General features: G+C 65.0%; 21 protein-coding genes and 2 tRNA genes. 9 read left to right on the top strand and 14 right to left on the bottom strand.

What is annotated here, in order from left to right:
* Positions 1-4 precede the first annotated feature (4 nt).
* Positions 5-667, bottom strand: a complete 663-nt coding sequence (locus BS38_RS0115240) for a DUF1684 domain-containing protein (RefSeq protein WP_028271594.1) — start codon at positions 665-667, stop codon at positions 5-7.
* A gap of 98 nt (positions 668-765) precedes the next feature.
* Here BS38_RS0115240 and BS38_RS0115245 point away from each other — a divergent pair, with 98 nt between their 5' ends.
* Positions 766-1,593: a hypothetical protein gene (locus BS38_RS0115245; protein ID WP_028271595.1), complete on the top strand. Its 828-nt coding sequence runs from the start codon at positions 766-768 to the stop codon at positions 1,591-1,593.
* 75 nt (positions 1,594-1,668) lie between these two features.
* On the top strand, positions 1,669-2,475 hold the full coding sequence (locus BS38_RS0115250; protein WP_028271596.1) for a transglutaminase-like domain-containing protein: 807 nt from the start codon (positions 1,669-1,671) through the stop codon (positions 2,473-2,475).
* Positions 2,476-2,495: 20 nt separating this feature from the next.
* Here the strand turns inward: BS38_RS0115250 and BS38_RS0115255 are convergent, their stop codons facing one another.
* The 8 genes from BS38_RS0115255 to bcp all read right to left on the bottom strand — a co-directional run bounded on the left by BS38_RS0115255 (position 2,496) and on the right by bcp (position 12,697).
* On the bottom strand, positions 2,496-2,957 hold the full coding sequence (locus BS38_RS0115255; RefSeq protein WP_028271597.1) for a MarR family winged helix-turn-helix transcriptional regulator: 462 nt from the start codon (positions 2,955-2,957) through the stop codon (positions 2,496-2,498).
* Positions 2,957-4,081, bottom strand: coding sequence for an LLM class flavin-dependent oxidoreductase (locus BS38_RS0115260; RefSeq protein WP_028271598.1), 1,125 nt, complete (start codon positions 4,079-4,081; stop codon positions 2,957-2,959). Before BS38_RS0115260 ends, BS38_RS0115255 begins: the two co-directional genes overlap by 1 nt.
* Before the next feature lie 192 nt (positions 4,082-4,273).
* On the bottom strand, positions 4,274-7,507 hold the full coding sequence (locus BS38_RS0115265) for an efflux RND transporter permease subunit (RefSeq protein WP_028271599.1): 3,234 nt from the start codon (positions 7,505-7,507) through the stop codon (positions 4,274-4,276).
* Positions 7,508-7,576: 69 nt separating this feature from the next.
* Positions 7,577-9,082: a malate:quinone oxidoreductase gene (locus tag BS38_RS0115270; protein WP_028271600.1), complete on the bottom strand. Its 1,506-nt coding sequence runs from the start codon at positions 9,080-9,082 to the stop codon at positions 7,577-7,579.
* A 78-nt stretch (positions 9,083-9,160) separates the two neighbouring features.
* Positions 9,161-10,837 (bottom strand): ABC transporter substrate-binding protein, encoded by a 1,677-nt coding sequence (locus tag BS38_RS0115275; RefSeq protein WP_028271601.1) that lies wholly within the window; start codon positions 10,835-10,837, stop codon positions 9,161-9,163.
* 241 nt (positions 10,838-11,078) lie between these two features.
* Positions 11,079-11,753 (bottom strand): fasciclin domain-containing protein, encoded by a 675-nt coding sequence (locus BS38_RS0115280; protein WP_028271602.1) that lies wholly within the window; start codon positions 11,751-11,753, stop codon positions 11,079-11,081.
* A 250-nt stretch (positions 11,754-12,003) separates the two neighbouring features.
* Positions 12,004-12,085 (bottom strand) — tRNA-Leu (locus BS38_RS0115285).
* Between the two features lie 141 nt (positions 12,086-12,226).
* Entirely contained in the window at positions 12,227-12,697 is a 471-nt protein-coding gene (gene bcp / locus BS38_RS0115290; protein ID WP_028271603.1) for a thioredoxin-dependent thiol peroxidase, read from the bottom strand.
* A 96-nt stretch (positions 12,698-12,793) separates the two neighbouring features.
* Between bcp and BS38_RS0115295 the strand changes: the two genes are divergently transcribed.
* Positions 12,794-13,276, top strand: coding sequence for a MarR family winged helix-turn-helix transcriptional regulator (locus BS38_RS0115295; protein ID WP_051628953.1), 483 nt, complete (start codon positions 12,794-12,796; stop codon positions 13,274-13,276).
* 12 nt (positions 13,277-13,288) lie between these two features.
* Here the strand turns inward: BS38_RS0115295 and BS38_RS0115300 are convergent, their stop codons facing one another.
* The 5 genes from BS38_RS0115300 to BS38_RS25340 form a co-directional block, all read right to left on the bottom strand.
* A complete protein-coding gene (locus BS38_RS0115300; protein ID WP_156037146.1) occupies positions 13,289-13,564 on the bottom strand; it encodes a hypothetical protein in 276 nt (91 codons plus the stop codon).
* A 172-nt stretch (positions 13,565-13,736) separates the two neighbouring features.
* A tRNA-Lys gene (locus BS38_RS0115305) sits at positions 13,737-13,812 on the bottom strand.
* A 106-nt stretch (positions 13,813-13,918) separates the two neighbouring features.
* On the bottom strand, positions 13,919-15,070 hold the full coding sequence (locus tag BS38_RS0115315; RefSeq protein WP_051628960.1) for a PQQ-dependent sugar dehydrogenase: 1,152 nt from the start codon (positions 15,068-15,070) through the stop codon (positions 13,919-13,921).
* A gap of 28 nt (positions 15,071-15,098) precedes the next feature.
* Positions 15,099-16,181, bottom strand: coding sequence for a sunset domain-containing protein (locus BS38_RS26495; RefSeq protein ID WP_028271607.1), 1,083 nt, complete (start codon positions 16,179-16,181; stop codon positions 15,099-15,101).
* 75 nt (positions 16,182-16,256) lie between these two features.
* A complete protein-coding gene (locus BS38_RS25340) occupies positions 16,257-16,820 on the bottom strand; it encodes a hypothetical protein (RefSeq protein ID WP_231511270.1) in 564 nt (187 codons plus the stop codon).
* A 137-nt stretch (positions 16,821-16,957) separates the two neighbouring features.
* Here BS38_RS25340 and BS38_RS0115330 point away from each other — a divergent pair, with 137 nt between their 5' ends.
* From BS38_RS0115330 to serA, 6 genes are all read left to right on the top strand, one after another.
* Entirely contained in the window at positions 16,958-17,881 is a 924-nt protein-coding gene (locus BS38_RS0115330) for a LysR family transcriptional regulator (protein ID WP_028271608.1), read from the top strand.
* Between the two features lie 142 nt (positions 17,882-18,023).
* Positions 18,024-19,745 (top strand): dihydroxy-acid dehydratase, encoded by a 1,722-nt coding sequence (gene ilvD / locus BS38_RS0115335; RefSeq protein ID WP_028271609.1) that lies wholly within the window; start codon positions 18,024-18,026, stop codon positions 19,743-19,745.
* A gap of 299 nt (positions 19,746-20,044) precedes the next feature.
* A complete protein-coding gene (locus tag BS38_RS0115340) occupies positions 20,045-21,946 on the top strand; it encodes an acetolactate synthase large subunit (RefSeq protein ID WP_028271610.1) in 1,902 nt (633 codons plus the stop codon).
* Positions 21,947-21,948: 2 nt separating this feature from the next.
* Positions 21,949-22,461, top strand: a complete 513-nt coding sequence (gene ilvN, locus BS38_RS0115345; RefSeq protein ID WP_028271611.1) for an acetolactate synthase small subunit — start codon at positions 21,949-21,951, stop codon at positions 22,459-22,461.
* Between the two features lie 79 nt (positions 22,462-22,540).
* Complete coding sequence (ilvC, locus tag BS38_RS0115350; RefSeq protein WP_028271612.1) at positions 22,541-23,566, top strand: ketol-acid reductoisomerase; 1,026 nt, start codon at positions 22,541-22,543, stop codon at positions 23,564-23,566.
* A 141-nt stretch (positions 23,567-23,707) separates the two neighbouring features.
* Complete coding sequence (gene serA / locus BS38_RS0115355) at positions 23,708-25,297, top strand: phosphoglycerate dehydrogenase (RefSeq protein ID WP_028271613.1); 1,590 nt, start codon at positions 23,708-23,710, stop codon at positions 25,295-25,297.
* The last annotated feature ends 82 nt before the right edge of the window (positions 25,298-25,379 follow it).

The following is a 25,379-nucleotide window of genomic DNA, read 5'->3' on the forward strand; positions in this document are numbered from 1 at the left end:
CCCGTCAGTACAGTTCGCCGACCGGGATCTCCACGGCCAGCCGGTTGGACGGGCCGGCCAGCGGGCAGGCCCAGGCCTCGTTGTAGGCGCAGGAAGGGTTGTAGGCGAAGTTGAAGTCCAGGATGAACTCGGCGTCCGGCCCTGATCCCAGCACGCCGTGGAAGGCGCCCTTGATCGTGTCCAGCAGGTAGCGTCCGGCGCCGTAGCTGCCGCCGGGCTGACCCGCCGTTGCATCCCGGAACGGCACGAAGATGCCGCCGCCGTAACCGTGCAGCTTCCAGACGGCCAGCTGGCCCATCTCGGGCAGGTCGAAGGTTCCCAGGCGGACAAACCTGACCACCCCGTCGGTGCCCGTCTCAACGTTCATTTCCCGGCCGGCTCCCTCTTTCGTCAGGCGCACGTGGAACCTGTAGATGGGATCGTAGTCCGCTGTCCGGAGGCCGCTGAACGTGGCTTTGGAGGCGGCGGTGAGTGCCGACGCCGGGTGGGTGCCGAACATCCTGTCGCGTTCCTGCCGCCAATACGAGTGCGCCTCGGCGGGGCTGTCCACGGCTATCCTGCGGACGTTTTGGTACATGGCGAAGGTCCGGACCCGCCAGTCGGCAATGTCCAGGGCCGAGATGTGCGCCACGCTGTCCTGCTCCGTCTCAAAGTGCTGTTCCGCCATGCCCCCAGCGTAGCCCTCTTTGCGGGCGGGAAAGCCCGTGCGTCAACACTCCGGCCCGAAGGCGGCGGCCGCGCCGGGCGCGCGGCTACTCTTGCCTCATGACAGGGAAGGCAATGGCCCGCAGGGCACGGCTGGGCGCGGCGTTCATCGTTGCGGCCGCGGTGATGTCCGGATGCAGCGGCGACGGCAAGGGGCAACCGGCCTGGACGGCGGGCAGCAGCCCGTCCGAGAGTTCGACGGCGGGAGGAACGCCGTCGGCGTCGGCAACAGGCGCAACTCCCGGACCCTCCGCAACCGGCGGACAGCCTTCGGCGTCCGGTACGGAATCCGCGTCCGCCGGTGCGACGGCCGCCGCGTGGAAGGTCTTTTCGGACCCCGCCAAGGTGGTCAGTTTCGAACTGCCCCAGGACTGGATCGCGCAGTCGGTCACACCGGACCAGGGGACGCTTCCGGGGGCCCTCAAGGTCGAAGTCAAGGACGCCAAGGGCACGTATCTGGCAACGCTTCAGACCGGCCTGCCATCGCCATCCCCGGCTGCCTGCGCGGACGCGGCCCGAAGGCCGTACGTGGTGGTCAGCAGTGTTCCGCTGGACCTGCCGCACCGTGAGGGCGACGGGCTGATCACCCCGCACGTGGTGTTCCGCGTGATCCAGGGATACAAGTACTTCGGCTCCTTCGGCATCACCAACGTGGTGGGAGGAAGCGACGGCAAAGCGTGCGCGCTGCAAAACGTGGTCCGTGGCCCCGAAGGCAAGGGCGACGTCTCGTTCGGTGACCTGGCCGCGATCAGGGCCTTCGCCGCGGATGAGAAGGTAGCCCCCGCCAAGGCTTTCGACACCCTGGACCAGGCGGCCAGGTATGTCAACGAGGGCTCTGAATTTGCGAATGTCCAGCGGATGCTAATGTCTCTGAAGATCAAAAGTTAGTCCCGCCGCCCGCCCGTAAACCCAACCGGCCGGCACCGGGGACTGTTCGGCAACTACCTCACACCCCGGAGATACATGGAACGCAGCGTGGCCGCCCGCCTCGTCTTCAAGACCGCAGCTGAAACCAAAGTCGCGCTGGCGGTTGCCGTCGCAAGGAATCCGGGCTATTCGTCGCTCGTGGAGACGCTGTCGGTGACCTCCGGCACGGACCCGGTGCCGGTGACGGAGCTGTCCGACCACCACGGGGGCCGCTTCCATTACATGGAGTTCGCGGATCCCACGGAGGTGACCGTGGACTACTCGGCCACGGTTTCCGGGCTGGCCCTTCCGGAAGAGCCCACCCGGATGGAACTCATCCGCTATGTCCGGCCCAGCCGCTACGCGGAGTCCGACCGGCTGCTGCCCACGGCCTACGCGGAATTCGGCGGGCTCCAGGGCGAAGAGCTCCTGCTGGCCGTCCGCAACTGGGTCTTCAGCGAGCTTCGCTACGTCAGCGGTTCCTCCCGGGGGACCGACGGGGCGGTGGAGACGCTCCTGAACCGCCGCGGCGTGTGCCGGGACTTCGCGCACCTGGCCATTTCCCTCCTGCGTTCGAAGGACGTCCCGGCCAGGCTCGTGGCGGTATACGCACCCGGGCTGAGCCCGATGGATTTCCATGCCGTGGCAGAGGCCTATGTCAACGGCGCCTGGCATGTCATCGACCCCACCGGGCTGGCGCCGCGCGAGAGCATGCTGAGGATCACCGCGGGCCGGGACTCCTCGGACACGGCCTTCCTGTCCACGGTGGGCGGAAGCCTGTCCCTGCGGGAACTTCGGGTGACCGCAGTAGTGGACGGGCAACTGCCTGCGGAGGACCCCGCCAGGCTCGTCGCGCTAACCTGACGCCGGCCCTGGCTAAGCATCTAGCGCCCTGACAGGGACCCTCGCAGTTTCTCGGTAAGCCGCAGCAGTTCACGCTGTTCACTGGCGGTGAGCGCCGGCGTGATCAGCGCGGAAATGTCGCGGACATGCTCGCGTCCGATCTGCTTCTGCAGCTCCCGCCCGGCATCTGTCAGCTTCAGGAGGACCCCGCGTCCGTCCTGAGGTGCCGGCATACGCTCCACCAGTCCCCGCTTCTCCAGCCTCTCCACAAGCCTGCTGAGGCTGGACTGGCTGAGGAGCACGTTGTCATTCAGCTCATTCAACCGCAGCCAGCCGGAGGGGCAGCGCGAGAGGGTAAAAAGGACGTCGTATTCGTTGACGGCCAGCGACTTGAAGGCAGGGCCGGACTGGAGCCTTCGCATCACCGCCACCTGGGCACGGAACAGAGACTCCCAGGTTTCCGAAGCGAGTCTGACGGGCGAGCCGCCTGGCTGGGCGTTCATCAGGCGTCCTGGGCTGTCGGATTGGTCACTGCATCCTCCTGCACCTGGGCGGCCAGCCGGGCTGCCACCCGCCCGGCGTGGGTGGGCGGTTCCGGCACATGCGCGGGCGTGAGGGCGGCGTACTCCTTGCGCAGGACCGGCAGGACCTCTTCGCCGAACAGGTCGAGCTGTTCCAGCACGGTCTTCAGCGGCAGGCCGGCGTGGTCAATCAGGAACAGCTGGCGCTGGTAGTCGCCGAAGTACTCGCGGAACGTCAGGGTCTTTTCGATGACTTCCTGCGGGCTGCCGACGGTCAGCGGGGTCTGCGAGGTGAAGTCCTCCAGGGAGGGTCCGTGGCCGTAGACCGGGGCATTGTCGAAGTACGGGCGGAACTCCTTGACGGCGTCCTGCGAGTTCTTGCGCATGAAGAACTGTCCGCCGAGGCCCACGATCGCCTGGTCGGCCTTGCCGTGGCCGTAGTGCTCGTAGCGTTCGCGGTAGAGGCCGATCAGCTGCTGGTAGTGCTCCTTGGGCCAGAAGATGTTGTTCGCAAAGAAGCCGTCGCCGTAGTACGCGGCCACTTCGGCGATCTGCGGCGTGCGGATGGAGCCGTGCCACACGAAGGGGGCGACGCCGTCGAGCGGGCGGGGTGTGGACGTAAAGTTCTGCAGCGGCGTGCGGTGCTTGCCGGACCAGTTCACCGTGTCCTCGTCCCACAGTTTGCGCAGCAGGCTGTAGTTCTCGATGGCCAGTTCGATGCCGTCCTGGATGTTCTTGCCGAACCAGGGGTATACCGGTGCCGTGTTGCCGCGGCCCATCACCAGGTCCACGCGGCCGTCGGCGAGGTGCTGCAGCATGGCAAAGTCTTCGGCGATCTTCACGGGATCGTTGGTGGTGATCAGGGTGGTCGCCGTGGACAGGATGATGCGTTCTGTCTGCGCCGCGATGTAGGCCAGCGTGGTGGTGGGGGAGGAGGAGAAGAACGGGCGGTTGTGGTGCTCGCCGATGGCGTAGACATCCATGCCGATCTCTTCGACCTTCTTGGCGATGGCTACGGACGCTTTGATGCGCTCGTGCTCCGTGGGCGTGCGGCCCGTGGTGGGGTCGGTGGTGATGTCACTGACACTGAATACGCCGATCTGCATGATGTGCCTTCCGTTCCTGAACTGTTCGGGTCTGGTTTCAGTGTACCCGAGATACATGCATTTGCATCTATTGGTGGATGTAACGTCAGGCACGCCAGGATATTCCCGCATGGTTAAACGGCCGTGCCCGTGCCACTTGGTGGCACGGGCACGGCTGTTGTTCGGCTGCAGAAAGGCGTTCGGGTACCGCCGCTATTCGGGTTCGCCGGCCGCAGCGCGGCGGCCGGATACCTTCGGCACCATGCCCGTTGTCCAGTCGCGGAACTCGGCGTCGACGTCGTCCGGGGGCCCGAAGTCGGGACGTTCGTGCATTGCCCGGAGTAGGGCTTTCTTCTCGCGGCGCCCTTCCACCAGCCGGTACAGGACCGGTACCAGCACCAGCGTCAGCGCCGTCGAGGACACCAGGCCGCCGATCACCACGATCGCCAGCGGCTGGGAGATGAATCCGCCGCCGCCGGTCAGGCCGAGTGCCATGGGCGTCAGGGCGAAGACGGTGGCCAGCGCGGTCATCAGGATGGGGCGGAGGCGCTGCCGGGCCCCGTGCGTGATGGCATCGGCCACGCTCATTCCGGGGGCCTTCATTCCGGAGGGCCCGGTCCGCGGTTGCCGGTACTGGTTGATGAGGTCGATCAGGACGATGGCGTTGGTCACCACGATGCCCACCAGCATCAGCATGCCGATCAGCGAGGGCAGCCCCAGCGGCACCCTGGTCACCAGGAGGAGCGCGATGGCTCCCGTGGCGGCGAACGGGACGGACACCAGCAGGATGAGCGGCTGGATGAGCGATTTGAACGCCGCCACCATGATCACGTACACGATGGCGATGGCGGCGAGCAGGGCCAGGCCCAGCTGCTGGAAGGATTCTGTCTGCTGGGTGGTGGCCCCGCCGATCTCCGCCGTCACGCCTGCGGGCAGTTCCACTCCCTTGAGCCGGTTCTGCACCTCTGTGCTCACGGCGCCAAGGTTGGCGCCCGACGGCGTCACCGAGACCCGCGCGGTCCGCTGGCCGTTGCTGGCGGTGATGGACACCGGGATGTCCACCTGTTCCACGGAAGCGACGCTTCCCAGCGTAACGGCACCGCCAGCGGCCGGCAGCGGGATGTTCCGGACGGCGCTAACGCTGGTGAAGCGGGTTCCCTCGCCGATCTGGACCGGGAAGTCGTTGGTGTCGATCCGCACCGTTCCGGCCGGCAAGGGGCTGATGGTGGAGGCCAGGACACCGGCCACCTGCTCCTCGTTCAACCCCGCCGCGACGGCTTTGGCGCGGTCCACTTTGACCTGGACCACCGGCTGGCTGGCCGCAAGGTTGGTGGCAACCTCGGTGCTGCCGGGTACGCCTTCCATGGCCTTGACCATGGCGTCGCTGGCCGCCCTGAGGTCTGCGGAATTTGCCGCCTTCAGGGTGATGTCCACCGTGGACGTGGTGCCGAACCCGCCCTGCTGGGAGCCTACGGAGATCTTGCCGACGTCACTGATTTTGGCCAGTTCGGTGCGGACGGTTTCCTGGAGCCTGGCCTGGTTGGCCTTCTCCTCGGTGACCACCGTGAACGAGGAGTTGGAGGCGCCGCTGGACGTCAGCGCGGTGAAGCCCGTTTGTGCGTTCCCTGACGTGACCTGGACGTCCTTGATGCCGTCGATGTCCCGCAGGACTTCCTCGACCTTCACGGCGGCCGCGCTGGTATCTGTGAGGCTGGTTCCGGCGGGCAGGACTTGCCGGACCGTCATGCTGTTCTCGCCGGAGCGGCCCAGCAGGTCGGTGGCGAGCAGGGGGGTCATGGCCGCCGTTCCGCCGAGCACCAGGACAGCCGCGATGAGTGTCACCACCGGGTGTTTCTGTGTCTTGTTGAGGACTGGCAGGTATCCCCGCTGGAGCAGGCTACGCTGCTCCTTCTCATGGGCCCTGGCGGCGGCTTCCCGGGCCGCCTCTGCGGAAAGCTCGGCGCCCGCACTGCCGGCCGGCGTCCTGAGGAACCAGTACGCCAGGACGGGAACGATGGTGAGGGACACCAGGAGTGACGAGAGCAGCGCTATGGTCACCGTCAGGGCGAAAGGCCGGAACAGTTCGCCTGCCAGTTCCCCGACAAAGGCTATGGGGAGGAAGACGGCCACGGTGGTCAGGGTGGATGCCGTAATGGCACCGGCGACTTCCCGGATGGACGTGAGGATGGCGGAGAGCTTGGTTTCGCCATAGCTCAGGTGCCGCTTGATGTTCTCGATGACCACAATCGAGTCGTCCACCACGCGTCCGATCGCGATGGTGAGTGCTCCGAGGGTCAGGATGTTCAGCGAGTATCCCGTGGCGGAGAGCCCGATGAACGTGATGAGCAGCGAGAGCGGGATGGACACGGCGGTAACCAGCGTGGACCGCACGGACATCAGGAACACCAGGATCACCGCGACGGCAAAGCCGAGGCCCAGGAGACCCTCCGTGGTGAGGTCCTTGATGGACTTTTCGATGAACGGGGCCTGGTCGAACACCGGGGTGAACTTGGCGTTGGATCCCAGCTCGGCTTCAAGCTGGCTGATGGAGTCCTTCACCGCGTGGGAGATCGCCACGGTGTCGCCTTCGGGCTTCTTCGTCACGGAGAGGGCAAGCGTTTCCTTGCCGTTGGTCCGGGTGATCGAGGTGCGTGTGTCGTCCTTAATGCTGACATCGGCCACGCTGCCGATGGTGGCGGCGTCCCTGGCGCCACCTAGCGGCAGGGCCTTGACGGCGTCCAGGGAGTCCACGGGGCTGCCGATCTGCAGCGAGAGCGTTTTGCCCTGTTCCTCGATGGTGCCTGCCGGAACCAGCGCCCCGTTGTTCTTCAGGGCGTTGGTGATGGACTGGAGGGTGGCGCCCTTGGCTGCCATGGCCTCGGGGCGGGGGAGGATCTGGATGTGCTGGGACGCACCGCCGGTGACGTCGGCGCCCCTGACGCCGTCGAGCTTCTGGAGGCGGGGGACGCTGAGGCGCTGGAGATCGGCGTTCAGCTCACTGAGCGGTTTGTCGGAGGAGACCGCCAGGAAGACAATCGGGAAATCGCTGATGCTGCCCGCAATGGCCTGCGGCTGGACGTCGTCGGGCAACGTGCGCTTGGCATTGGAGATGGCACGGTCGATCTGGTTCCGTGCCCGGTCCAGGTTGGAACCGTACGTGAACACCATGGTGATCTGGGAAACGCCGGTGCGGGACGTGGACGACGTCGACTCCAGCCCCTCGACACCATTAAGCGCGGTCTCGAGGGGCCCGCTCACCTGCTTGTCCACCACTTCCGGCGAGGCCCCGGGCATGGCCGAGATGACCGTTATTTGCGGAAACTCGATGGAGGGAATGAGCTCCTGTTTCAGCGAGGACATGGTGATCACGCCGAACACCGACGCAAAGACGGTAATCAGCGCGATCAGTGCCCTGTTTGCCAGCGAAAGTTTAGCCAGCCGGTACATCTCATGGTCTCCTGGTGGGTTGACGGTCTAGTGGTTGGAGGTGGAACCGGCCGTAACCCGAACAGGGCGTCAGCTGGAGGGCGCGTCCACGGCTTCCAGCTGGAGGGCCTTGGCAGTTTCTGCCTCCAGCTGTGCGGCCAACTCCGGGTTGTCGTTGAGCTTGATGCCGTAGCCGGGCATCATTTCCTTGAGCTTGGACTGCCAGCCCTTGAAGTCCTTGGGGAAGGACTTCTGCAGGAGTTCGATCATGATGGGAACGGCGGTGGATGCTCCCGGGGAAGCCCCCAGCAGCGCTCCGATGGAACCGTCGCGTGCCGCGATCACCTCGGTGCCGAACTGCAGGACACCGCCCTTCTTCGGGTCCTTCTTGATGATCTGAACACGCTGGCCGGCGGTGATGAGTTCCCAATCGCCGTCTTTTGCTTCGGGGTAGTACTCGCGCAGGGCCTCGACCTTGTCGCCGTGACGCTTGGCCACTTCCTTGACCAGGTAGGCCGTGAGGTCCATGTTGTCCTTGGCCACGGCAAGCATCGGGATGATGTTGCTCGGGCGGATGGACAGCGGCAGGTCCAGGTACGAGCCGTTCTTGAGGAAGTTGGTGGAGAACCCGGCATACGGGCCGAACAGCAGTGAACGCTTGCCGTTGACGTAGCGGGTGTCCAGGTGCGGTACGGACATGGGCGGTGCTCCGACGGAGGCCTGGCCGTAGACCTTGGCGCTGTGCTGGGCTGCGAGGGCCTCGTCGGTGCAGCGGAAGAACTGGCCGGAGACCGGGAAGCCGCCGTAGCCCTTGCTCTCCGGAATTCCGGAGGCCTGCAGCAGGTGGAGCGCGCCGCCGCCCGCGCCGACGAAGACGAACTTGGCGCGGATGTTGCCGTGCTCGCCGGACTGCTTGTGCTTGAGCGTGAGGTCCCAGCCGCCGCCCGGTGCACGGCGGATGCCGTTGACGTCGTGGCCGTAATTGATCTCCACACCGTTGTTGCCCAGGTACGTGGTCAGCTCGCGGGTCAGGGCGCCGAAGTCGACGTCGGTCCCCTCGGCTGCGCGGGTGGCAGCGATCCGCTGCTTGGCGTCCCGGCCCTTGACGATCAGCGGCGCCCACTTGGCGATCTGCGCGTGGTCCTCGGAGTACTCCATCGAGCGGAAGAGGGTATTCGGCTTCAGCGCCTCATACCGGGCCTTCAGGAAGTCGGCGTTGGCGTCCCCGATCACAAAGCTCATGTGCGGGACGGTGTTGATGAAGCCCTTGGGGGACCCGATGAGGGAGTTGCTGACCAGGTGGGACCAGAACTGGCGGGACAGCTGGAACTGCTCGTTGATGTGCAGTGCCTTGGAAGGATCAACCGAGCCGTCTTTGGCTGCGGGGGAGTAGTTAAGCTCACACAGCGCGGCGTGGCCGGTACCTGCGTTGTTCCACGGGCCTGAGCTTTCCAGGCCGGCTTCGTCGAGCCGTTCGAACAGCGAGATGGTCCAGTTCGGTTCGAGCTGCTTGATGAACGCACCCAGGGTGGCGCTCATGATGCCGCCGCCAATCAGGACGACGTCGGCATGTTGGGTCTTGGATATGAAAGTCACAATCAGTCTCCGATAGCAGCGGCTCTGGCTGTCACAGAATATCCCGAGCGCCCCTCTAACTGAAATTGGGGCGGTCCGTCAAGGCTTAAGCTCCACCTTTGTGAAAACCTCGTTTAATACCGGCGAGGCGGGGTACTTCAGCACCCGGTCGGAGAGCGCCAGGGCAGAAATGGGGAAGGCGATGGGGACGGCAGGGACGGATTCCGCAATCTGGGCGTTGATGGTGCGGTACTGCTCCGTCCGGTCCTGTCCCTCCGGCAGGCCCCTGGCCCGCGCAATCTTCGAAAAGACCTGCGGATCCTGGTAGCCGAACTCGCCGGTTTTCTCGCCGAACAAAGGCCCCACGAAGTTGTCCGGATCGGAGTACGAACCATTCCAGCCCAGCAGGTGCAGGGCATGGTCGCCCGGAGACTGCACCTTCTGCAGGTACCCGTCCGTCCAGTCCACCGGGACCGGCTTGATGTTCAGGCCGACGGCGGTGAGCTGCCTGCTGAGTTCCGCATAGATTTTTTCGGGTGTCGGCAGGTACGGCCTGGTCACATTCAGGGGGTAGTAGAACTTGAGTTCCTCGCCCTTGTAGCCGGCCTCCTCCAGAAGCGCTTTGGCCTTGGCCGGATCATGGCCCAGGGAGGGGGCGTTGTTATTGAAGCCGCTGAGTTTGGGCGGAACGAACTGGGACGCCTGGGCGGTGTTGTCGATGAAGAAGCGGCGGATCAGCGTTTCCTTGTCCACCGCCAGCTCGATGGCCTGGCGCACCTTGATGTTCTGCAGGATGGGCACATCCTGGTTCATGCCGAGGTACATCACGGAGAACGGGTCCCGCTGGATGATCTGCTTCCCGCGCTTGACGAGCTGGTCGAAGTTGCCCACGGTGACGGCGTCATAACCGTCGATCTTCCCGTCGAGGAGGGCCTGGAGCCGGGACTGCGGATGGTCGTAGGTGACGAAGTTGATGGTGCCGATCTGGCCCTTGTCGCCCCAGTAGTCCTTGTTGCTGACCAGCTTCACGCTGGAGTCCTCCCAGGCTGCGAAGCTGTAGGGGCCCGTGCCCACGGGATGCAGGGCATAGGCCGAGACCGGCTGGCCGTCGCGGCTCTGGCTGAGGCTGTCCGCTTTCTGCGCCGCCATGGCAGTCGGCGAGGACATCGCGAAGGCCGGGAGCGTCAGGGCCTGGAGGAACCCGGTGAAGGGCTGCGTGAGGTCGATCCGGACATTTCCGGGGGTAAGTGCCGTGCAGCCCTTGTAGATGGACAGCGAGGCCTGGTCGGCGTGGGCCTTGAAGACGCCCTTGAACGATGTGCCCGGGGCCTGCTTCCGCAGGCTTTCGGGGAAGTTGAACCACCGGTTGAAGTTGGTGCAGACCGCTGCCGCATCGAAGGGGGAGCCGTCCTGGAAGGTGACGCCTTCACGGAGCTTGAAGGTGTAGGCGCGGCCTTCACTGGACTCTGCCCACTCGGTGGCCAGCAGTGGAGTGGGAAGTCCGGTTGTCTGGTCCACTCCGACGAGGCCTTCGAGGACCTGGCGGGTGATCCGGTAGGACTCGACGTCAGAGGCCAGGGCAGGATCGAGTCCCAGCGGCTGGGCCGCGGTGCCGAACGTGAATGTCGCCGTGGGCGCGGCGGGTGCCGAGCTGGTCTGAACCGCAGACGACGACGCCGGTGCCGGAGCGGGCGTGCCCGTGCACGAGGCCAGAAGCAGCGACAGGACCCCTGCGCCGATACTGACTGCAATGCGGCGCGATTTACTGCTGGGCACTCGATGATCACCTCTGGACGGCAGGAAGGCCCGCGGACAACGGACCGGTCCCCAGTCTAATTGACCGATCCTGGACACCCGCCGGGTGCGTGCCGGCCGCGCGCCGTGGTGCATGCCGGGCTGCCGCCAGCCTTTGCTGAGGGCAAAAAAGGAGGCCCGCACCGTGCGGTGCGGGCCTCGATTTCTCCAGGATCGGTCCAGGGAGTCAGTCTGGAGCCGGAGCAGGAGCGTGCAGGGTTGCCTACTTCGGCATCAGGACGGAGTCCACCAGGTAGACCGTGGCGTTGGCCGTCTGAACGCCGCCACAGATGACGCTGGCGTCATCGACCTTCAGCGCATCCTTGGTGCCTGTCACGGTGACCGACCCGCCCTGGACCGTCTTGTGGGTGCCCACAATCTTGTCAGGAGTGATCTGGCCCGGAACCACGTGGTAGGTCAGGATCTTGCTCAGGAGGGCGTCGTCGGTCTTGAGCGTCTCGATGGTGGCGGCGTCGATCTTGGCGAACGCGTCATCCACCGGTGCGAAGACCGTGAATTCACTGCCATTGAGCGTGTCCACGAGGTTGACCTTCGGGTTGAGCTTGCCGGACACGGCTGCCGTGAGGGTGGTCAGCAGCGGGTTGTTCGAGGCTGCAACCGCAACCGGATCGAGGGCCATCCCTGCTACCGAGCCGGCGCCGCTGGGAACCTTTTCCGCGTAACCGGCGCAGCCGGGGCCAACCAGGTTGGCGGCCGGATCCATGGCGGCCGAAGAGCTGGCGGACGGTGACGGTGCCATGCTCGAAGCGGACGGCGTCGAAGCCGGTGCGGAAGAGCTGTTCGCCGTCGTGGCTGAACCGCCGCAGGCGGTCAGGCTGAGCAGTGCTGCAGCTGCAACACCTGCGACGGTGAAAGTTGTGCGCTTGAATGACTGCATTTCGATTCTCCTTGTTAGTGCCGACCATTGCCTGCGGTGAACGACTTTGCCGATCACTGCACTGGCTGAATTTCCGACTGCGGGCACCGACCCTTGGTTGGTGTCTCAATGGGTATTCGGCCGTTCGGCGGGAATGGATGGGTGGACGGGGAGAATCTTTTTTCCGAGGTTCCCCCGGACGCTGGCGCAGGGAAGTTAAACGAAGGAATCCCGGACCGTGAGGCCCGGGATTCCAAGGGTTGTGCTGTTGTGCGCAAGGGGGGACTTGAACCCCCACGCCCGAAGGCACAGGAACCTAAATCCTGCGTGTCTGCCAATTTCACCACTCGCGCGCGCCGCCGTCGTGCATGTTTTTCCTGCTGTTCCTGCGGATGCAGGGAACGTCCGACGGCGGATTCCAGGCTCCAGTGTACCTGCCGGGGGCGCCATCCGCTCGATGGGCCGGTGTGCCGCACGCGGCCTGGCGAAAACGACTAGGACAGTCCGAGGTCCCGGCGCAGCTTGGCCACATGGCCGGTGGCCCGCACGTTGTACTGGGCTATGGAGACCGTGCCGTCCGCGTCCACCACAATGGTGGACCGGATGAGGCCCTCATAGGTCCGCCCGTAGTTCTTCTTCTCCCCCCAGGCACCGTAGGCCTCAGCCACGGCGTGGTCTTCGTCGGACAGGAGCGGGAAGGTCAGCCCTTCCTTTTCTGCGAATGTGGCGAGCTTCCCGACCGGATCCGGAGACACGCCGACGACGTCGTAGCCTTCGCGTTGCAGGGAGGCGAGCGTGTCGCGGAAGTCGCACGCTTCCTTGGTGCAGCCCGGCGTCGACGCCGCCGGGTAGAAGTACACGATGGTGTTCCGGCCGCGGTAATCCTTCAGGCTGACGTCCTTCCCTGCGGAATCCTTCAACGTAAAGTCCGGTGCCGGAGTGCCGGGAGTGAGTCGTTCAGCCAAGATTTTCTCCTTAGGAATGTTCTGGACATCCAAGCTTAGTAAGCGGGGGAGCGAGGGACGAATCCCACGCTGGCTATACTAAGTTGTATGCCTGATATGGATCGCTGGCCCACAGGGCGCCTCTTGTCCACCGCGGCACGTCTCGTGGAACACTCCTGGAACGAGAAGCTGGGAGCCATCGGGCTCACCCATGCCGGAGTGATCGCCATGGAGGTACTTTCCCTTAACGGACCCATGACGCAGGCCCAGCTGGCCCAATTGGTCCGCGTCCAGGCCCAGACCATGGGAAAAACACTCAGCCGGCTCGAGGTCCACGGCCACATCCGGCGCGAGCGCAGCACGTCCGACCGCCGAAGCCACGTGGTGTCCCTGACCGAGCGCGGGGTGGAAGCTGTGGCCGCTGCGGCGGACATGGAACGAACAGTTCTTGCCGCCGCTTCCATCGACCCGGACATCCTTCGCCAGGAGCTCCAGGCGGTGGTGACCGTCCTGGCCAGCCGTTTTTCCTCGCCTGAAACCAAGGCAATTGTGGCAAGTGCCGAATCCGGACTGACTGTCGACGCGAACAGCGCCAACTGACCAGCTGATTGACTACCCCAGGAGCCGGACGGCAATGGCCTCCAGCGCCTGGACGTCCCAGCCCTTATTCAGGGGACCCAGTTTGGCCTGCAGGACGGCCATGACGCCCATCTCCAGCAAAGCCTGTAAAGCCGAACCGGGGTTTTCGCTGAACTCGAGGCTGCTTTCCAATATCCCCAGCGCGTCGGCATCCGTGGAGGGCGCAGGCAGGGAGGCCGCCATCGCGGCGCCAAGCGCGTCGGCGTCGGCTTCGATCGTGCCCGTCACAGTAAACCGAAAGACAGCCATGGTTAGCCCCTCCCACACCTAGTAGTGACGTCACTCTATCCAGTGCCGCGCAGGTTCTCCGATGCTTAAGGTGAATATTTCCTAAAGAATTGCGGCCAGGCCCGATGCGCTGTTTTCGGGCAAAACGAAACCCCGCCTTCACGGCTTGTGGCCTGTGAAGACGGGGTTTCTCTGGTGCACCCCCCGGGACTCGAACCCGGAACCCATTGATTAAGAGTCAATTGCTCTGCCAGTTGAGCTAGAGGTGCAGCTGTTGTTTTGGTTCTTCCCGATGGCTTTTGTTTCCCTCGTTCATCTCCGCAACGACATGAAACTCTACACGAGTTTTAGCCCGGTGTGAAATCGGCGCCTGCATCAGCCTCCGGGGCTGCCCGGAGGCGCCAAAATCAGCGCGGAATCAGGGTTTTGATTGTTGGTAAGCATCCACAAGGTGCCGTCCGGGGCCAGCGAAACGTCGCGGATGCGCCCGAACCGCGCTGTGAAATGGCTCACAGGATTGCCTGCATTTTCACCGGCGAGGGGGACTGCCCACAGTCTCTGGCCCCGCAGCGCTCCCAGATACGCTGTGGAGCCGACGATCTCGAGTCCGCTTGGAGAGGATTCCGCGGTGGACGGCCAGACGACTTTTGCGTCAATGAAGCCGGCCCTTCCCGGAGCTCCGGTGACCTCGGGCCACCCGTAGTTCCCGCCGGGTTGGATCAGGTTCAGTTCGTCATCCACGTTCGGACCGAATTCGCTGGACCAGAGCCTGCCCGCGTCGTCCCAGTCGAGCCCCTGCACATTGCGGTGGCCAAGGCTGTAGACCGGGTTGTCTCCGAACGGATTGCCGGGCGCCGGCTCGCCCTTTTCGGTAATCCGAAGGATCTTCCCGCCAAGCGCGCTCGGATCCTGGGGCTGGTCGCGGCGCTGCGAGTCTCCGGTTCCCACATAGAGGTTCCCGTCCGGTCCGAAACGGATGCGGCCGCCGTTATGGGTCGAGGCCTTCGGGATGCCGGCGAAGATCGTCTCGGGCGTGCCCAGCTCCAGCGCGCCCCCTGGAACCCGCTCAGTCAGTGTGAGCCGGGCGATCCGGTTGTCGGACCGGGCCGTGAAATAGGCGAAAAGTGACCGGTCGGAAGCGAAGTTCGGCGACACCGCCAGCCCAAGGAGGCCGCCTTCACCGCCCGGGACTACTCCGGGGACACTCCCCAGTGCCGTTGTGTTCCCGTCCCGGACCGCTTTGAGTTCGCCGCTGTCCCGTTCGGAAATAACGGCCGTGCCGTCCGGCAGGAACACCGTGGACCATGGCAGGCGCAGCCCCTCCACTGTCCGCAGCACCCGGGGTTCCTGGCCCGCACTGTTGCTGCCTGTGACCTGGCCGGCGTTACCCTTGGGGATGCTGCTGCCGCCACCGGTGCAGGCAACCAGCGCCAGCAACGACACGACGGCGGTGACAGGCCCGACGGCGGTGACGGGCCGCAGCAGGAGCGCCGGCCCGGGTCGGCGCCGCTCCTTGTCCCGGTTCATGGTGACGGCGGCCCTCCGGATGCCGGGCCTAGTGCCGGCTCCGTCGCGGCGCACGGAAGCCGGCCGCTTCGGCATGGGCTGCCGACTCGAACCAGACCTCCGCTACGGTTTCCTCATAGGCCGGGCTGGTTTCGTCGTGGTAGATCATCGACTGCGCATTGCCCTTGACCGTGTAGCCCTCGGGTGCGCTGCCATCCGGACCCGGGGCGGCTGATCCTTCCCCGTACGGTTTGTCTGCCGCAAGGTGTCCGGCGGGTTCGGCCGTGTGGGTTGCGGACCCTTCAGTCGCGGCTGACGAGGCGGCCGCCTGCATGGTTTCGGCATCCCCCTCGGACGGGGCTCGTGTGTCGCCCGCAACGGCTGGCCCGGTCCCGCCGGCCGGTGGCAGTTCCGCCCCGGCTCCTTCTGTGCGGACTTCTTTTTCCTGGACTTCTTTTTCCTGGACAGCTGCTTCCGGGACGTCTTCCGCTGCGGCGGATTCGGCGCCGGGGAGCGTGGGAGAATGCGGCTCCGTGTACTCGGGGTGATGGACAGGCGCCGCGGTAGCCTTCCCGGCGGCCGGGGATTCCCCTGCTGATTCCTGAGCCGGGGCCGCCAGGGTGTGCGGTTCGGCGTGGGCTTCCGCCGCGTGCGGCGTGCTTGCCGCCTCGGACCACTGCGCCTCCCACTCTGCCTTGTCGGACACGGCTGCCTTGTCGGACGCAGCTGCCTTGTCGGAAACGGCTGCTTCGCCGGACACCGCTGCCATACCCGCGGCGGGCGCCGCCGTCGTGGCTGCTGTGTCTTCGTCCCAGTCATCCACATCTCCACCGGCGGGTGCGGACGCTGCCGGTGCTGACGTCATCGGTGCGGCTTTGGCTGCCGAGCTGAACCCTGCGGCACCCGGCATCCCGGCGGTGGCGGCTGCGTCTGCCGAAGGTGCTGCACTGCCTCCGGCCGGTGCGCCGGCAGCGGGCCGCGGAGTTCCTGCCTGCCCTGACGGTGGAACGGACACGCCGGCATCGGAGGGCGTCGATGTTCCGGTGGTATTTCCCGAACTGTTGCGGTTCAGGAGCCACCAAACAACTCCGACGATGACTACGATGACGATGACCCAGATAATCCAGTCCATAGCAGAGCCCTTCTGTCCATAAGGCAAGGTTGCCGTTGCTTGACGTTACGTCGGTGTGATTAGGGCTGTAAAGGTTCAGAGGGGCAGCCCGCGCCGGATGAAGTCAGCCATGAATTCATGGAAGTCCGCGGCGTCGTCGGCCTGTTCGATGCTCCGGGTTCCGCGACCGGCCCGCTGAGCCGGTCCTCCCGGCGGCGAAGCCAGGCGCATGCTGTTTTCCACCCCGAAACGGAAGGCTTTCCCGGTACTTGCGGCCACTTCGTAACCGCCCAGCGAAGACTTGACGGCGGGCAGCCGGAGGGCATGCGAAAGGTTTGTCATGTTGATCGCCACCGGAACCCCGGCCGCGGCCAGGGACTTTTCATCAAAAGGGGCCACGATGATCTCGGCCGGATGCCAGCGGTAGCCGATCACAAAGCTCCGCCGGCGCGGAGGAGCCCAGCCCCGGGCCGCAGCACCCGCACCCTCAAAGCTGTTGGAGCCGCAGACGAGGTTGTAGTCGCCGTAGTTGGGAATCTGGTGATCAAAAACGGCGCGGAGCCTGGCCTTGAGCTCTTCGCTGCTGAGCGGGGGAGCGGCGTCAGTGTCCGATTCCGGGTTGGTCGCGTCCGGGTTGACCGGCACGGGCTTGCTGTTCACAGTGAAGTCCTGATGGTCGACCGGCAGGGTGGCTTGCACGCTACCAGAGCCGGCGCAGGATGCCTTGTCATGTCCGGGCTGCATGCGGGCTCAGTGCGCGGGCACTGTCCTGCAGCACTGTCCTGTAGCCTCGCTTCATGGATTTGAAACGGCTCCGGATTCTCCGTGAACTCTCGGACCGGGGAACCGTGGGCGCCACCGCCGAGGCCATGGAGGTGACGCCGTCGGCCGTTTCCCAGCAACTCAAGACCCTCCAGGACGAGCTGGGCGTTGTCCTGGTGGAGAAGTCCGGCAGGGGAGTGCGCCTGACCGAGGCAGGGCGCGCGATGGCGGCGGCAGCGGCGGATGTGTCCACTGCCATGGCCCGCGCCGAAGCCACCATCGACACGTACCGGCAGGGCTGGCAGACGCACGTTAAGGCAGCCTTCTTTCCGAGTGCGGCGGAAATGTTCCTCCCAGGTCTCCTGCACCGCGTCAAGGCGGTGGAAGGACTCCGGTTCGAGGCCTCCTTCGAGGACCCCGGCGTCGCGGGCTTCGCTGCCCTGGCCGCCGACTACGACATCGTCCTGGCCCACAGCGTTGATGGTCCCGATGTCTTCGCCCGGCAGGGGCTCGTGGTGGTTCCCCTGCTGAACGAGCCGCTGGACGTCGCCGTGCCGGCCGGCCACGTCCTGGCGGCGAAGTCCTCGCTGACCGCCGGCGACGTAGTGGGTTTTCCATGGATGGGCGTCCCGGAGGGTTTCCCCTTCGACACGGTGCTGCGCCAGATCGAGGTCCAGGCAGGGTCTCCGGCGGTACGCGCGCAGTTGTTTCCCGATCTTCGCGTCCTGGAGGCACTCGTGAGTGCAGGTCACGGGCTGAGCCTGCTGCCCCGGTACACCGCCTTGCGGAACCAGGAGCGCGGCTTCGTCTTGCGCCCGCTGCTCGGGGTGACTGCCCGCCGCAGCATCGTGGCGCTCGCCCGCCCTGATGTGGCGGCACGGACCACAATCGCGCAGGTCCTGTCCATGCTGGAGGCCGAAGCTGCATCAATCGATGCCGCCGGCCTCCGTGATGCCTGACACAATCCAAGGCAGCTCGGGCCTCAGCCGATCTCATTATTCGAGACGAGAGTCCACTATTTGATCGAAATATTCCCGGTTTTCGGCTTAACGGTCCCCTCCGGGTCGTTGGCGTCCCGATCGGAGTCATAGACTTTGACCCATGAGTGAGGACACCCAAGCAGCAATCGAGAACAAGATTGACATCAAGCCCCGCAGCCGGGTCGTCACCGACGGGATCCACGCCGCCCCCGCGCGCGGTATGTTCCGCGCCGTGGGCATGGGCGACGACGACTTCGCGAAGCCGCAGATTGGCGTGGCAAGTTCGTGGAACGAGATCACTCCCTGCAACCTTTCCCTGAACCGGCTGGCCCAGGGCGCCAAAGAGGGCGTCCACGCAGGCGGCGGTTTCCCCATGCAGTTCGGCACCATCTCCGTCTCGGACGGCATCTCCATGGGCCACGAGGGCATGCACTTCTCCCTGGTCTCGCGTGAGGTCATCGCCGACTCCGTCGAAACCGTGATGCAGGCCGAGCGCATCGACGGCTCGGTGCTCCTGGCCGGCTGCGACAAGTCCCTCCCGGGCATGCTGATGGCAGCTGCCCGCCTGGACCTCGCCAGCGTGTTCCTGTACGCCGGCTCCATCATGCCGGGCTGGGTCAAGCTGGAGGACGGTTCCGAGAAGGAAGTCACCCTGATTGACGCCTTCGAAGCCGTGGGTGCCTGCGCCGCCGGCAAGATGAGCCTCGGAGACCTGGAACGCATCGAAAAGGCCATCTGCCCGGGTGAAGGCGCCTGCGGCGGCATGTACACGGCCAACACCATGGCCTGCATCGGCGAAGCCCTGGGCATGTCCCTCCCGGGCTCCGCTGCCCCGCCCTCGGCAGACCGCCGTCGTGATGAGTTCGCCCGCAAGTCCGGCGAAGCGGTGGTCAACCTGCTCCGCCTTGGCATCACTGCCCGCGACATCATGACCAAGAAGGCCTTCGAGAACGCCATTGCCGTGACCATGGCATTCGGTGGCTCCACCAACGCCGTCCTGCACCTGCTCGCCATTGCCCGTGAAGCCGAAGTCGAACTGACGCTCGACGACTTCAACCGCATCGGCGACAAGATCCCGCACCTCGGCGACCTCAAGCCCTTCGGCCGCTACGTGATGACCGACGTGGACAAGATCGGCGGCGTGCCGGTCATCATGAAGGCACTGCTCGACGCCGGACTGCTGCACGGCGACTGCCTCACCGTTACCGGCAAGACCCTTGCCGAGAACCTCGAGTCCATCAACCCGCCGGACCTCGACGGCAAGATCCTTCGTGCGCTGGACAACCCGATCCACAAGACCGGCGGCATCACCATCCTGCACGGTTCCATGGCGCCGGAAGGCGCCGTCGTCAAGAGCGCCGGTTTCGACGCCGACGTCTTTGAGGGCACCGCCCGCGTCTTCGAGCGCGAACAGGGCGCCCTGGATGCCCTGGACAACGGAAACATCAAAGCCGGCGACGTCGTCGTCATCCGCTACGAAGGTCCGAAGGGCGGTCCGGGCATGCGCGAGATGCTCGCGATCACCGGCGCCATCAAGGGCGCGGGCCTCGGCAAGGACGTCCTGCTCCTGACGGACGGCCGCTTCTCCGGCGGGACCACCGGCCTGTGCATCGGCCACGTTGCCCCGGAAGCAGCCGACGGCGGCCCCATCGCCTTCGTCCAGGACGGCGACAGGATCCGTGTCGACATCGCCGCGCGAACCTTCGACCTCCTGGTCGACGAGGCCGAGCTGGAATCCCGCAAGACCGGCTGGGAGCCGCTTCCTGCCAAGTTCACCAAGGGCGTGCTCGCCAAGTACGCCAAGCTGGTGCACAGCGCCTCCACCGGCGCATACTGCGGGTAGTACCCGCAGCCCAATCCGTGGACAACGGCGTCCACATAGTGAGATGCGTACCGTCGTCGTTGACACGCTTCTCATCAGAGGGAAAACTGAACGCATGATCGCATTCGTTACTAGCTTCGCTGCTGCAGAGGCAGTCGTCGTCCTTACCAAGCGCGTGGCTCAATAGCCCGACTGGTAACGAACCGTCACGCGCAAACCCCTCGAAGAGCCTCACGGCTGAGGGGTTTTTTTATTTGTTCCACATATTGAACCCGTCATGAGATTTACCCGCTAATAAAGATCCACAAAGGAAGAGTCCGATGAGCAAAGGATCGCCGATCAGCCCCTCGCTGATGGCTACAAAGTCCGCTGGAGCCCCCAAAGCTCCGGAACGCGCCGACCGCACGGCCGATGCCGGCGTCGAGCACGCTGCTGCTGTCTCTCCTGTACTCGGACCGAACAACGTCGTACCCCCGACGGTGATGACCGGTTCACAAGCTATTGTCCGCTCGCTCGAAGAACTCGGCGTGGACGATATTTTCGGTTTGCCCGGTGGCGCGATCCTGCCCACCTATGACCCCTTGATGGCCTCCCGCATGAATCACGTGCTGGTCCGTCACGAACAGGGAGCCGGCCACGCCGCGCAAGGCTACGCCATGGTTACCGGGCGGGTGGGCGTCTGCATTGCCACCTCGGGTCCCGGCGCCACCAACCTCGTTACCGCCATCATGGATGCGCACATGGATTCCGTGCCGCTGGTGGCCATCACCGGCCAGGTATCCAGCGGTGTCATCGGCACGGACGCCTTCCAGGAAGCTGACATCGTGGGCATCACCATGCCCATCACCAAGCACTCGTTCCTGGTGACCGACCCCAATGACATCCCGCATGTCATGGCTGAGGCATTCCACCTCGCCTCCACGGGCCGTCCCGGTCCGGTGCTGGTGGACGTCGCCAAGGACGCCCAGCAGGGCCAGATGACGTTCTCCTGGCCGCCGAAGATCGACCTGCCCGGCTACCGCCCGGTGGTCCGCGGCCACAACAAGCAGGTTCGCGAAGCAGCGAAGCTGATTGCTGCGGCCAGCAAGCCCGTCCTCTACGTCGGCGGCGGCGTGGTCAAGGCGCATGCTTCGGCGGAACTGCGGGAGCTCGCCGAAATCACCGGCGCACCGGTGGTGACCACCCTGATGGCCCGCGGCGTGTTCCCGGACTCACACCCGCAGCACGTCGGCATGCCGGGCATGCACGGCACGGTGTCCGCCGTTACCGCGCTGCAGCAGTCCGATCTGCTCATCACCCTGGGCGCCCGTTTCGATGACCGGGTGACCGGCGTCCTGAAAACCTTCGCGCCGAACGCCAAGGTGATCCACGCGGACATCGATCCGGCCGAGATCTCCAAGAACCGCACCGCGGACGTTCCGATCGTGGGCTCCGTCAAGGAGATCATCCCGGAACTGACCGAGGCCGTGAAGACGCAGTTCGCTGCTTCCGGCACGCCGGACCTGGAGAACTGGTGGGCGTTCCTGAACAACCTGAAGGATACGTATCCGCTGGGGTGGACCGAGCCCGAAGACGGCCTCACCGCACCGCAGCGCGTCATTGAGCGCATCGGTGCCCTCACCGGCCCCGAAGGGATTTACGTTGCGGGCGTCGGCCAGCACCAGATGTGGGCTGCGCAGTTCATCAAGTACGAACGCCCCCACGCCTGGCTGAACTCCGGCGGAGCCGGCACCATGGGATACGCCGTTCCCGCGGCCATGGGCGCCAAAGTGGGCGCACCGGACCGTGTGGTCTGGGCCATCGACGGCGACGGCTGCTTCCAGATGACCAACCAGGAACTGGCCACCTGTGCCATCAACAAGATCCCCATCAAGGTTGCGGTCATCAACAACTCCTCGCTGGGCATGGTTCGCCAGTGGCAGACCCTCTTCTACGAGGGCCGCTACTCGAACACCGACCTGAACACCGGCCACGAGACAGTCCGCATCCCGGACTTCGTGAAACTGGGCGAGGCCTACGGCTGCGCGTCCTTCCGGTGCGAACGCGCTGAGGACATCGACGCCACCATCCAGAAGGCCCTTGAGATCAATGACCGCCCCGTGGTCATCGACTTCGTAGTGAGCCCCGACTCCATGGTGTGGCCGATGGTGCCCGCCGGAGTGAGCAACGACCAGATCCAGGTCGCCCGCAACATGACCCCGGAATGGGAAGAGGAGGACTGATCATGACCCGCCACACGCTGTCCGTTCTGGTCGAAGACAAGCCCGGTGTGCTGACCCGAGTCGCGAGCCTCTTCGCGCGCAGGGCCTTCAACATCAATTCCCTGGCCGTCGGCCCGACGGAAGTTCCGGGCATGTCCCGGATGACCGTCGTCGTCGACGCCGACGGTGACCTGATCGAACAGGTCACCAAGCAGTTGAACAAACTTGTCAACGTGATCAAGATTGTTGAACTGACCTCAGAATCTTCCGTACAGCGAGACCACATCCTGGTCAAGGTACGTGCGGATGCCGCAACACGCCTGCAGGTGACCCAGGCTGCAGACCTGTTCCGCGCTTCAGTGGTCGACGTCTCCACAGACTCGGTGGTCATTGAAGCAACCGGCCACCCCGAAAAGCTCACCGCACTGCTGTCAGTGCTCGAGCCCTTCGGCATCCGCGAAATTGTGCAGTCCGGCACCCTGGCCGTTGGACGGGGATCCCGCTCCATGAGCGACAGGGCCTTGCGCAGCGCCTAGGCGCCACGTACAGCCCGTGCAGTAACGCAACACCACAGACTATTTACACCCGAGAATCCACTCAAAAGGAGTTACGCAAGTGACTGAAATGTTCTATGACGACGACGCTGATCTGTCCATCATCCAGGGCCGGAAGGTAGCCATCGTCGGCTATGGCTCGCAGGGCCACGCCCACGCCCTGAACCTGCGCGACTCCGGCGTTGAAGTTACCATCGCCCTCAAGGAGGGCTCGGCGTCGATCGCCAAGGCACAGGACGCCGGATTCACGGTCAAGAACGTCGCCGACGCCGCCGAATGGGCCGACGTCATCATGATCCTGGCGCCGGACCAGCACCAGCGCTCGATCTACAACGACTCCATCAAGGACAAGCTGACCCCCGGCAAGGCCCTGGCCTTCGCACACGGCTTCAACATCCGCTTCGGCTACATCGAGGCGCCGGAGGGTGTTGACGTCATCCTGATCGCCCCGAAGGCTCCCGGCCACACCGTGCGCCGCGAATTCGAAGCCGGCCGCGGCATCCCGGACATCATCGCGGTCGAGCAGGACGCCACCGGCGCAGCCTGGGACCTGGCCAAGTCCTACGCCAAGGCCATTGGCGGCACCCGCGCCGGTGTCATCAAGACGACCTTCACCGAGGAAACCGAAACCGACCTCTTCGGCGAGCAGGCCGTCCTGTGCGGCGGTGTCTCCCAGCTGGTCCAGTACGGCTTCGAGACCCTGACCGAAGCCGGCTACCAGCCGCAGATCGCCTACTTCGAGGTGCTTCACGAGCTCAAGCTCATCGTTGACCTCATGTGGGAAGGCGGCATCGCCAAGCAGCGCTGGAGCGTTTCCGACACCGCAGAGTACGGCGACTACGTCTCCGGCCCGCGCGTCATCACCCCCGAGGTGAAGGAAAACATGAAGGCTGTCCTCGGCGACATCCAGAACGGCGCGTTTGCCAAGCGCTTCATTGAAGACCAGGACAACGGCGGCGTGGAGTTCAAGGCGCTGCGTGCCAAGGCTGAGCAGCACCCCATCGAGAGCGTCGGCCGCGAACTGCGTGGCCTGTTCTCCTGGCAGCAGCAGGACGAGGACTACGTAGAGGGCTCGGCAGCCCGCTAAGGCTGCCGCCACCAAGGCCGTCGGCCAGGTGCCCTTCACAAGGCAGTAGTGAGGCCGGGTTCACACTTAACAATGTGAGCCCGGCCTTTCCGTCCGCCTAGACTTGATTTATCCCCAGGACTGCAACGCAGAGGATCAGCCGTGTCAAAACCCGTAGTACTGCTCGCCGAAGAACTTTCACCCGCCACAGTCGAGGCCCTCGGCCCGGACTTTGAAATCCGCCAGACAGACGGCTCCGACCGTTCCCAGCTGCTCTCTGCCATCGTGGACGTTGACGCAATCCTGGTCCGTTCTGCCACGCAGGTGGACGCTGAGGCCATCGCTGCGGCCAAGAACCTGAAGGTCATTGCCCGCGCCGGAGTGGGCCTGGACAACGTCGACATCAAAGCTGCCACGCAGGCCGGTGTCATGGTGGTCAACGCGCCGACGTCGAACATCGTCTCCGCCGCTGAACTGACGGTCGGCCACATCCTGAGCCTCGCCCGCCACATTCCGCAGGCCAGTGCCGCGCTCAAGGACGGCGAATGGAAGCGCTCCAAGTACACGGGCATTGAACTCTACGAGAAGAAGATCGGTATCATCGGCCTCGGCCGGATCGGCGCCCTCGTGGCAGCCCGCCTGAAGGGCTTCGACACCAAGATCCTGGCGTACGACCCCTACATCACCTCCGCCCGCGCCGCCCAGCTGGGCGTGCAGCTGGTCACCCTGGACGAGCTGCTGGCACAGTCGGACTTCATCACCATCCACATGCCCAAAACGCCGGAAACGGTGGGCATGCTCGGCGCCGAGGCGTTCAAGAAGATGAAGAAGACCGCCTACGTCATCAACGTCGCCCGCGGCGGCCTGGTGGACGAGGAAGCCCTGCACGCTGCCCTGAAGGACGGCGAGATCGCCGGTGCCGGCGTTGACGTGTTCGTCAAGGAACCCAGCACCGACCTGCCGTTCTTCGACATGGACAACGTGGTGGTGACCCCGCACCTGGGCGCCTCCACTGACGAAGCCCAGGAAAAGGCAGGCGTCTCCGTGGCCAAATCGGTCCGGCTCGCCCTGGCCGGCGAACTGGTCCCCGACGCAGTGAACGTTGCCGGCGGCGTCATTGCTCCGGACGTTCGCCCGGGCATCCCGCTGATCGAAAAGCTCGGCCGCATCTTCACCGCGCTGACCCACGCCTCCCTGACCCAGTTCGACGTCGAAGTTGCCGGCGAGATTTCCTCACTGGACGTCAAGGTGCTGGAACTGGCCGCGCTCAAGGGCATCTTCGCCGACGTCGTGACCGAACAGGTCTCCTACGTCAACGCCCCTGTCATCGCCGAGCAGCGGGGCATCAACGTCCGCCTGATCACCACGCCGGAAACCGAGTCGTACCGGAACCTCCTGACGCTGCGCGGTGCCCTGAGCGACGGCAGCCAGATCTCCGTGGCCGGCACACTGACGGGCCCCAAGCAGATCCAGAAGCTCGTGGGCGTCAACGGCTACGAGGTGGAGATTCCCATCAGCGAACACCTTGTGGTGGTTGCTTACGCGGACCGTCCGGGTGTGATCGGCACCATCGGCCACATCCTGGGCATGAACAACATCAACATCGCCGGCATGCAGGTTGCGCGCCAGGCCGAGGGCGGCCAGGTCCTGGCGCTCCTGACCATTGACAGCTCGGTTCCGCAGCAGGTCCTTGACGCGATCAAGGCCGGCATCGGTGCCGAGATGGTGCGGGAAGTCGACCTCGAAGACTGACATCCCGCCTATTCGGTGAACTTCTCGTGACAGACGTTAACTTCTGCCACGTATGATTGGCCGGTCTGCGTACAATGGCTGG

The organism is Arthrobacter sp. UNC362MFTsu5.1, from assembly GCF_000685965.1.
In the GTDB taxonomy this organism is placed as follows: Bacteria; Actinomycetota; Actinomycetes; order Actinomycetales; family Micrococcaceae; genus Arthrobacter.

What these genes read in the sequence shown, in the direction of transcription:
- BS38_RS0115240 (WP_028271594.1), bottom strand. Translation starts at nt 667, where the DNA reads ATGGCGGAACAGCACTTTGAGACGGAGCAGGACAGCGTGGCGCACATC.
- BS38_RS0115245 (WP_028271595.1), top strand. Translation starts at nt 766, where the DNA reads ATGACAGGGAAGGCAATGGCCCGCAGGGCACGGCTGGGCGCGGCGTTC.
- BS38_RS0115250 (WP_028271596.1), top strand. Translation starts at nt 1,669, where the DNA reads ATGGAACGCAGCGTGGCCGCCCGCCTCGTCTTCAAGACCGCAGCTGAA.
- BS38_RS0115255 (WP_028271597.1), bottom strand. Translation starts at nt 2,957, where the DNA reads ATGAACGCCCAGCCAGGCGGCTCGCCCGTCAGACTCGCTTCGGAAACC.
- BS38_RS0115260 (WP_028271598.1), bottom strand. Translation starts at nt 4,081, where the DNA reads ATGCAGATCGGCGTATTCAGTGTCAGTGACATCACCACCGACCCCACC.
- BS38_RS0115265 (WP_028271599.1), bottom strand. Translation starts at nt 7,507, where the DNA reads ATGTACCGGCTGGCTAAACTTTCGCTGGCAAACAGGGCACTGATCGCG.
- BS38_RS0115280 (WP_028271602.1), bottom strand. Translation starts at nt 11,753, where the DNA reads ATGCAGTCATTCAAGCGCACAACTTTCACCGTCGCAGGTGTTGCAGCT.
- BS38_RS0115295 (WP_051628953.1), top strand. Translation starts at nt 12,794, where the DNA reads ATGGATCGCTGGCCCACAGGGCGCCTCTTGTCCACCGCGGCACGTCTC.
- BS38_RS0115300 (WP_156037146.1), bottom strand. Translation starts at nt 13,564, where the DNA reads ATGGCTGTCTTTCGGTTTACTGTGACGGGCACGATCGAAGCCGACGCC.
- BS38_RS0115315 (WP_051628960.1), bottom strand. Translation starts at nt 15,070, where the DNA reads ATGAACCGGGACAAGGAGCGGCGCCGACCCGGGCCGGCGCTCCTGCTG.
- BS38_RS26495 (WP_028271607.1), bottom strand. Translation starts at nt 16,181, where the DNA reads ATGGACTGGATTATCTGGGTCATCGTCATCGTAGTCATCGTCGGAGTT.
- BS38_RS0115330 (WP_028271608.1), top strand. Translation starts at nt 16,958, where the DNA reads ATGGATTTGAAACGGCTCCGGATTCTCCGTGAACTCTCGGACCGGGGA.
- ilvD (WP_028271609.1), top strand. Translation starts at nt 18,024, where the DNA reads ATGAGTGAGGACACCCAAGCAGCAATCGAGAACAAGATTGACATCAAG.
- BS38_RS0115340 (WP_028271610.1), top strand. Translation starts at nt 20,045, where the DNA reads ATGAGCAAAGGATCGCCGATCAGCCCCTCGCTGATGGCTACAAAGTCC.
- ilvN (WP_028271611.1), top strand. Translation starts at nt 21,949, where the DNA reads ATGACCCGCCACACGCTGTCCGTTCTGGTCGAAGACAAGCCCGGTGTG.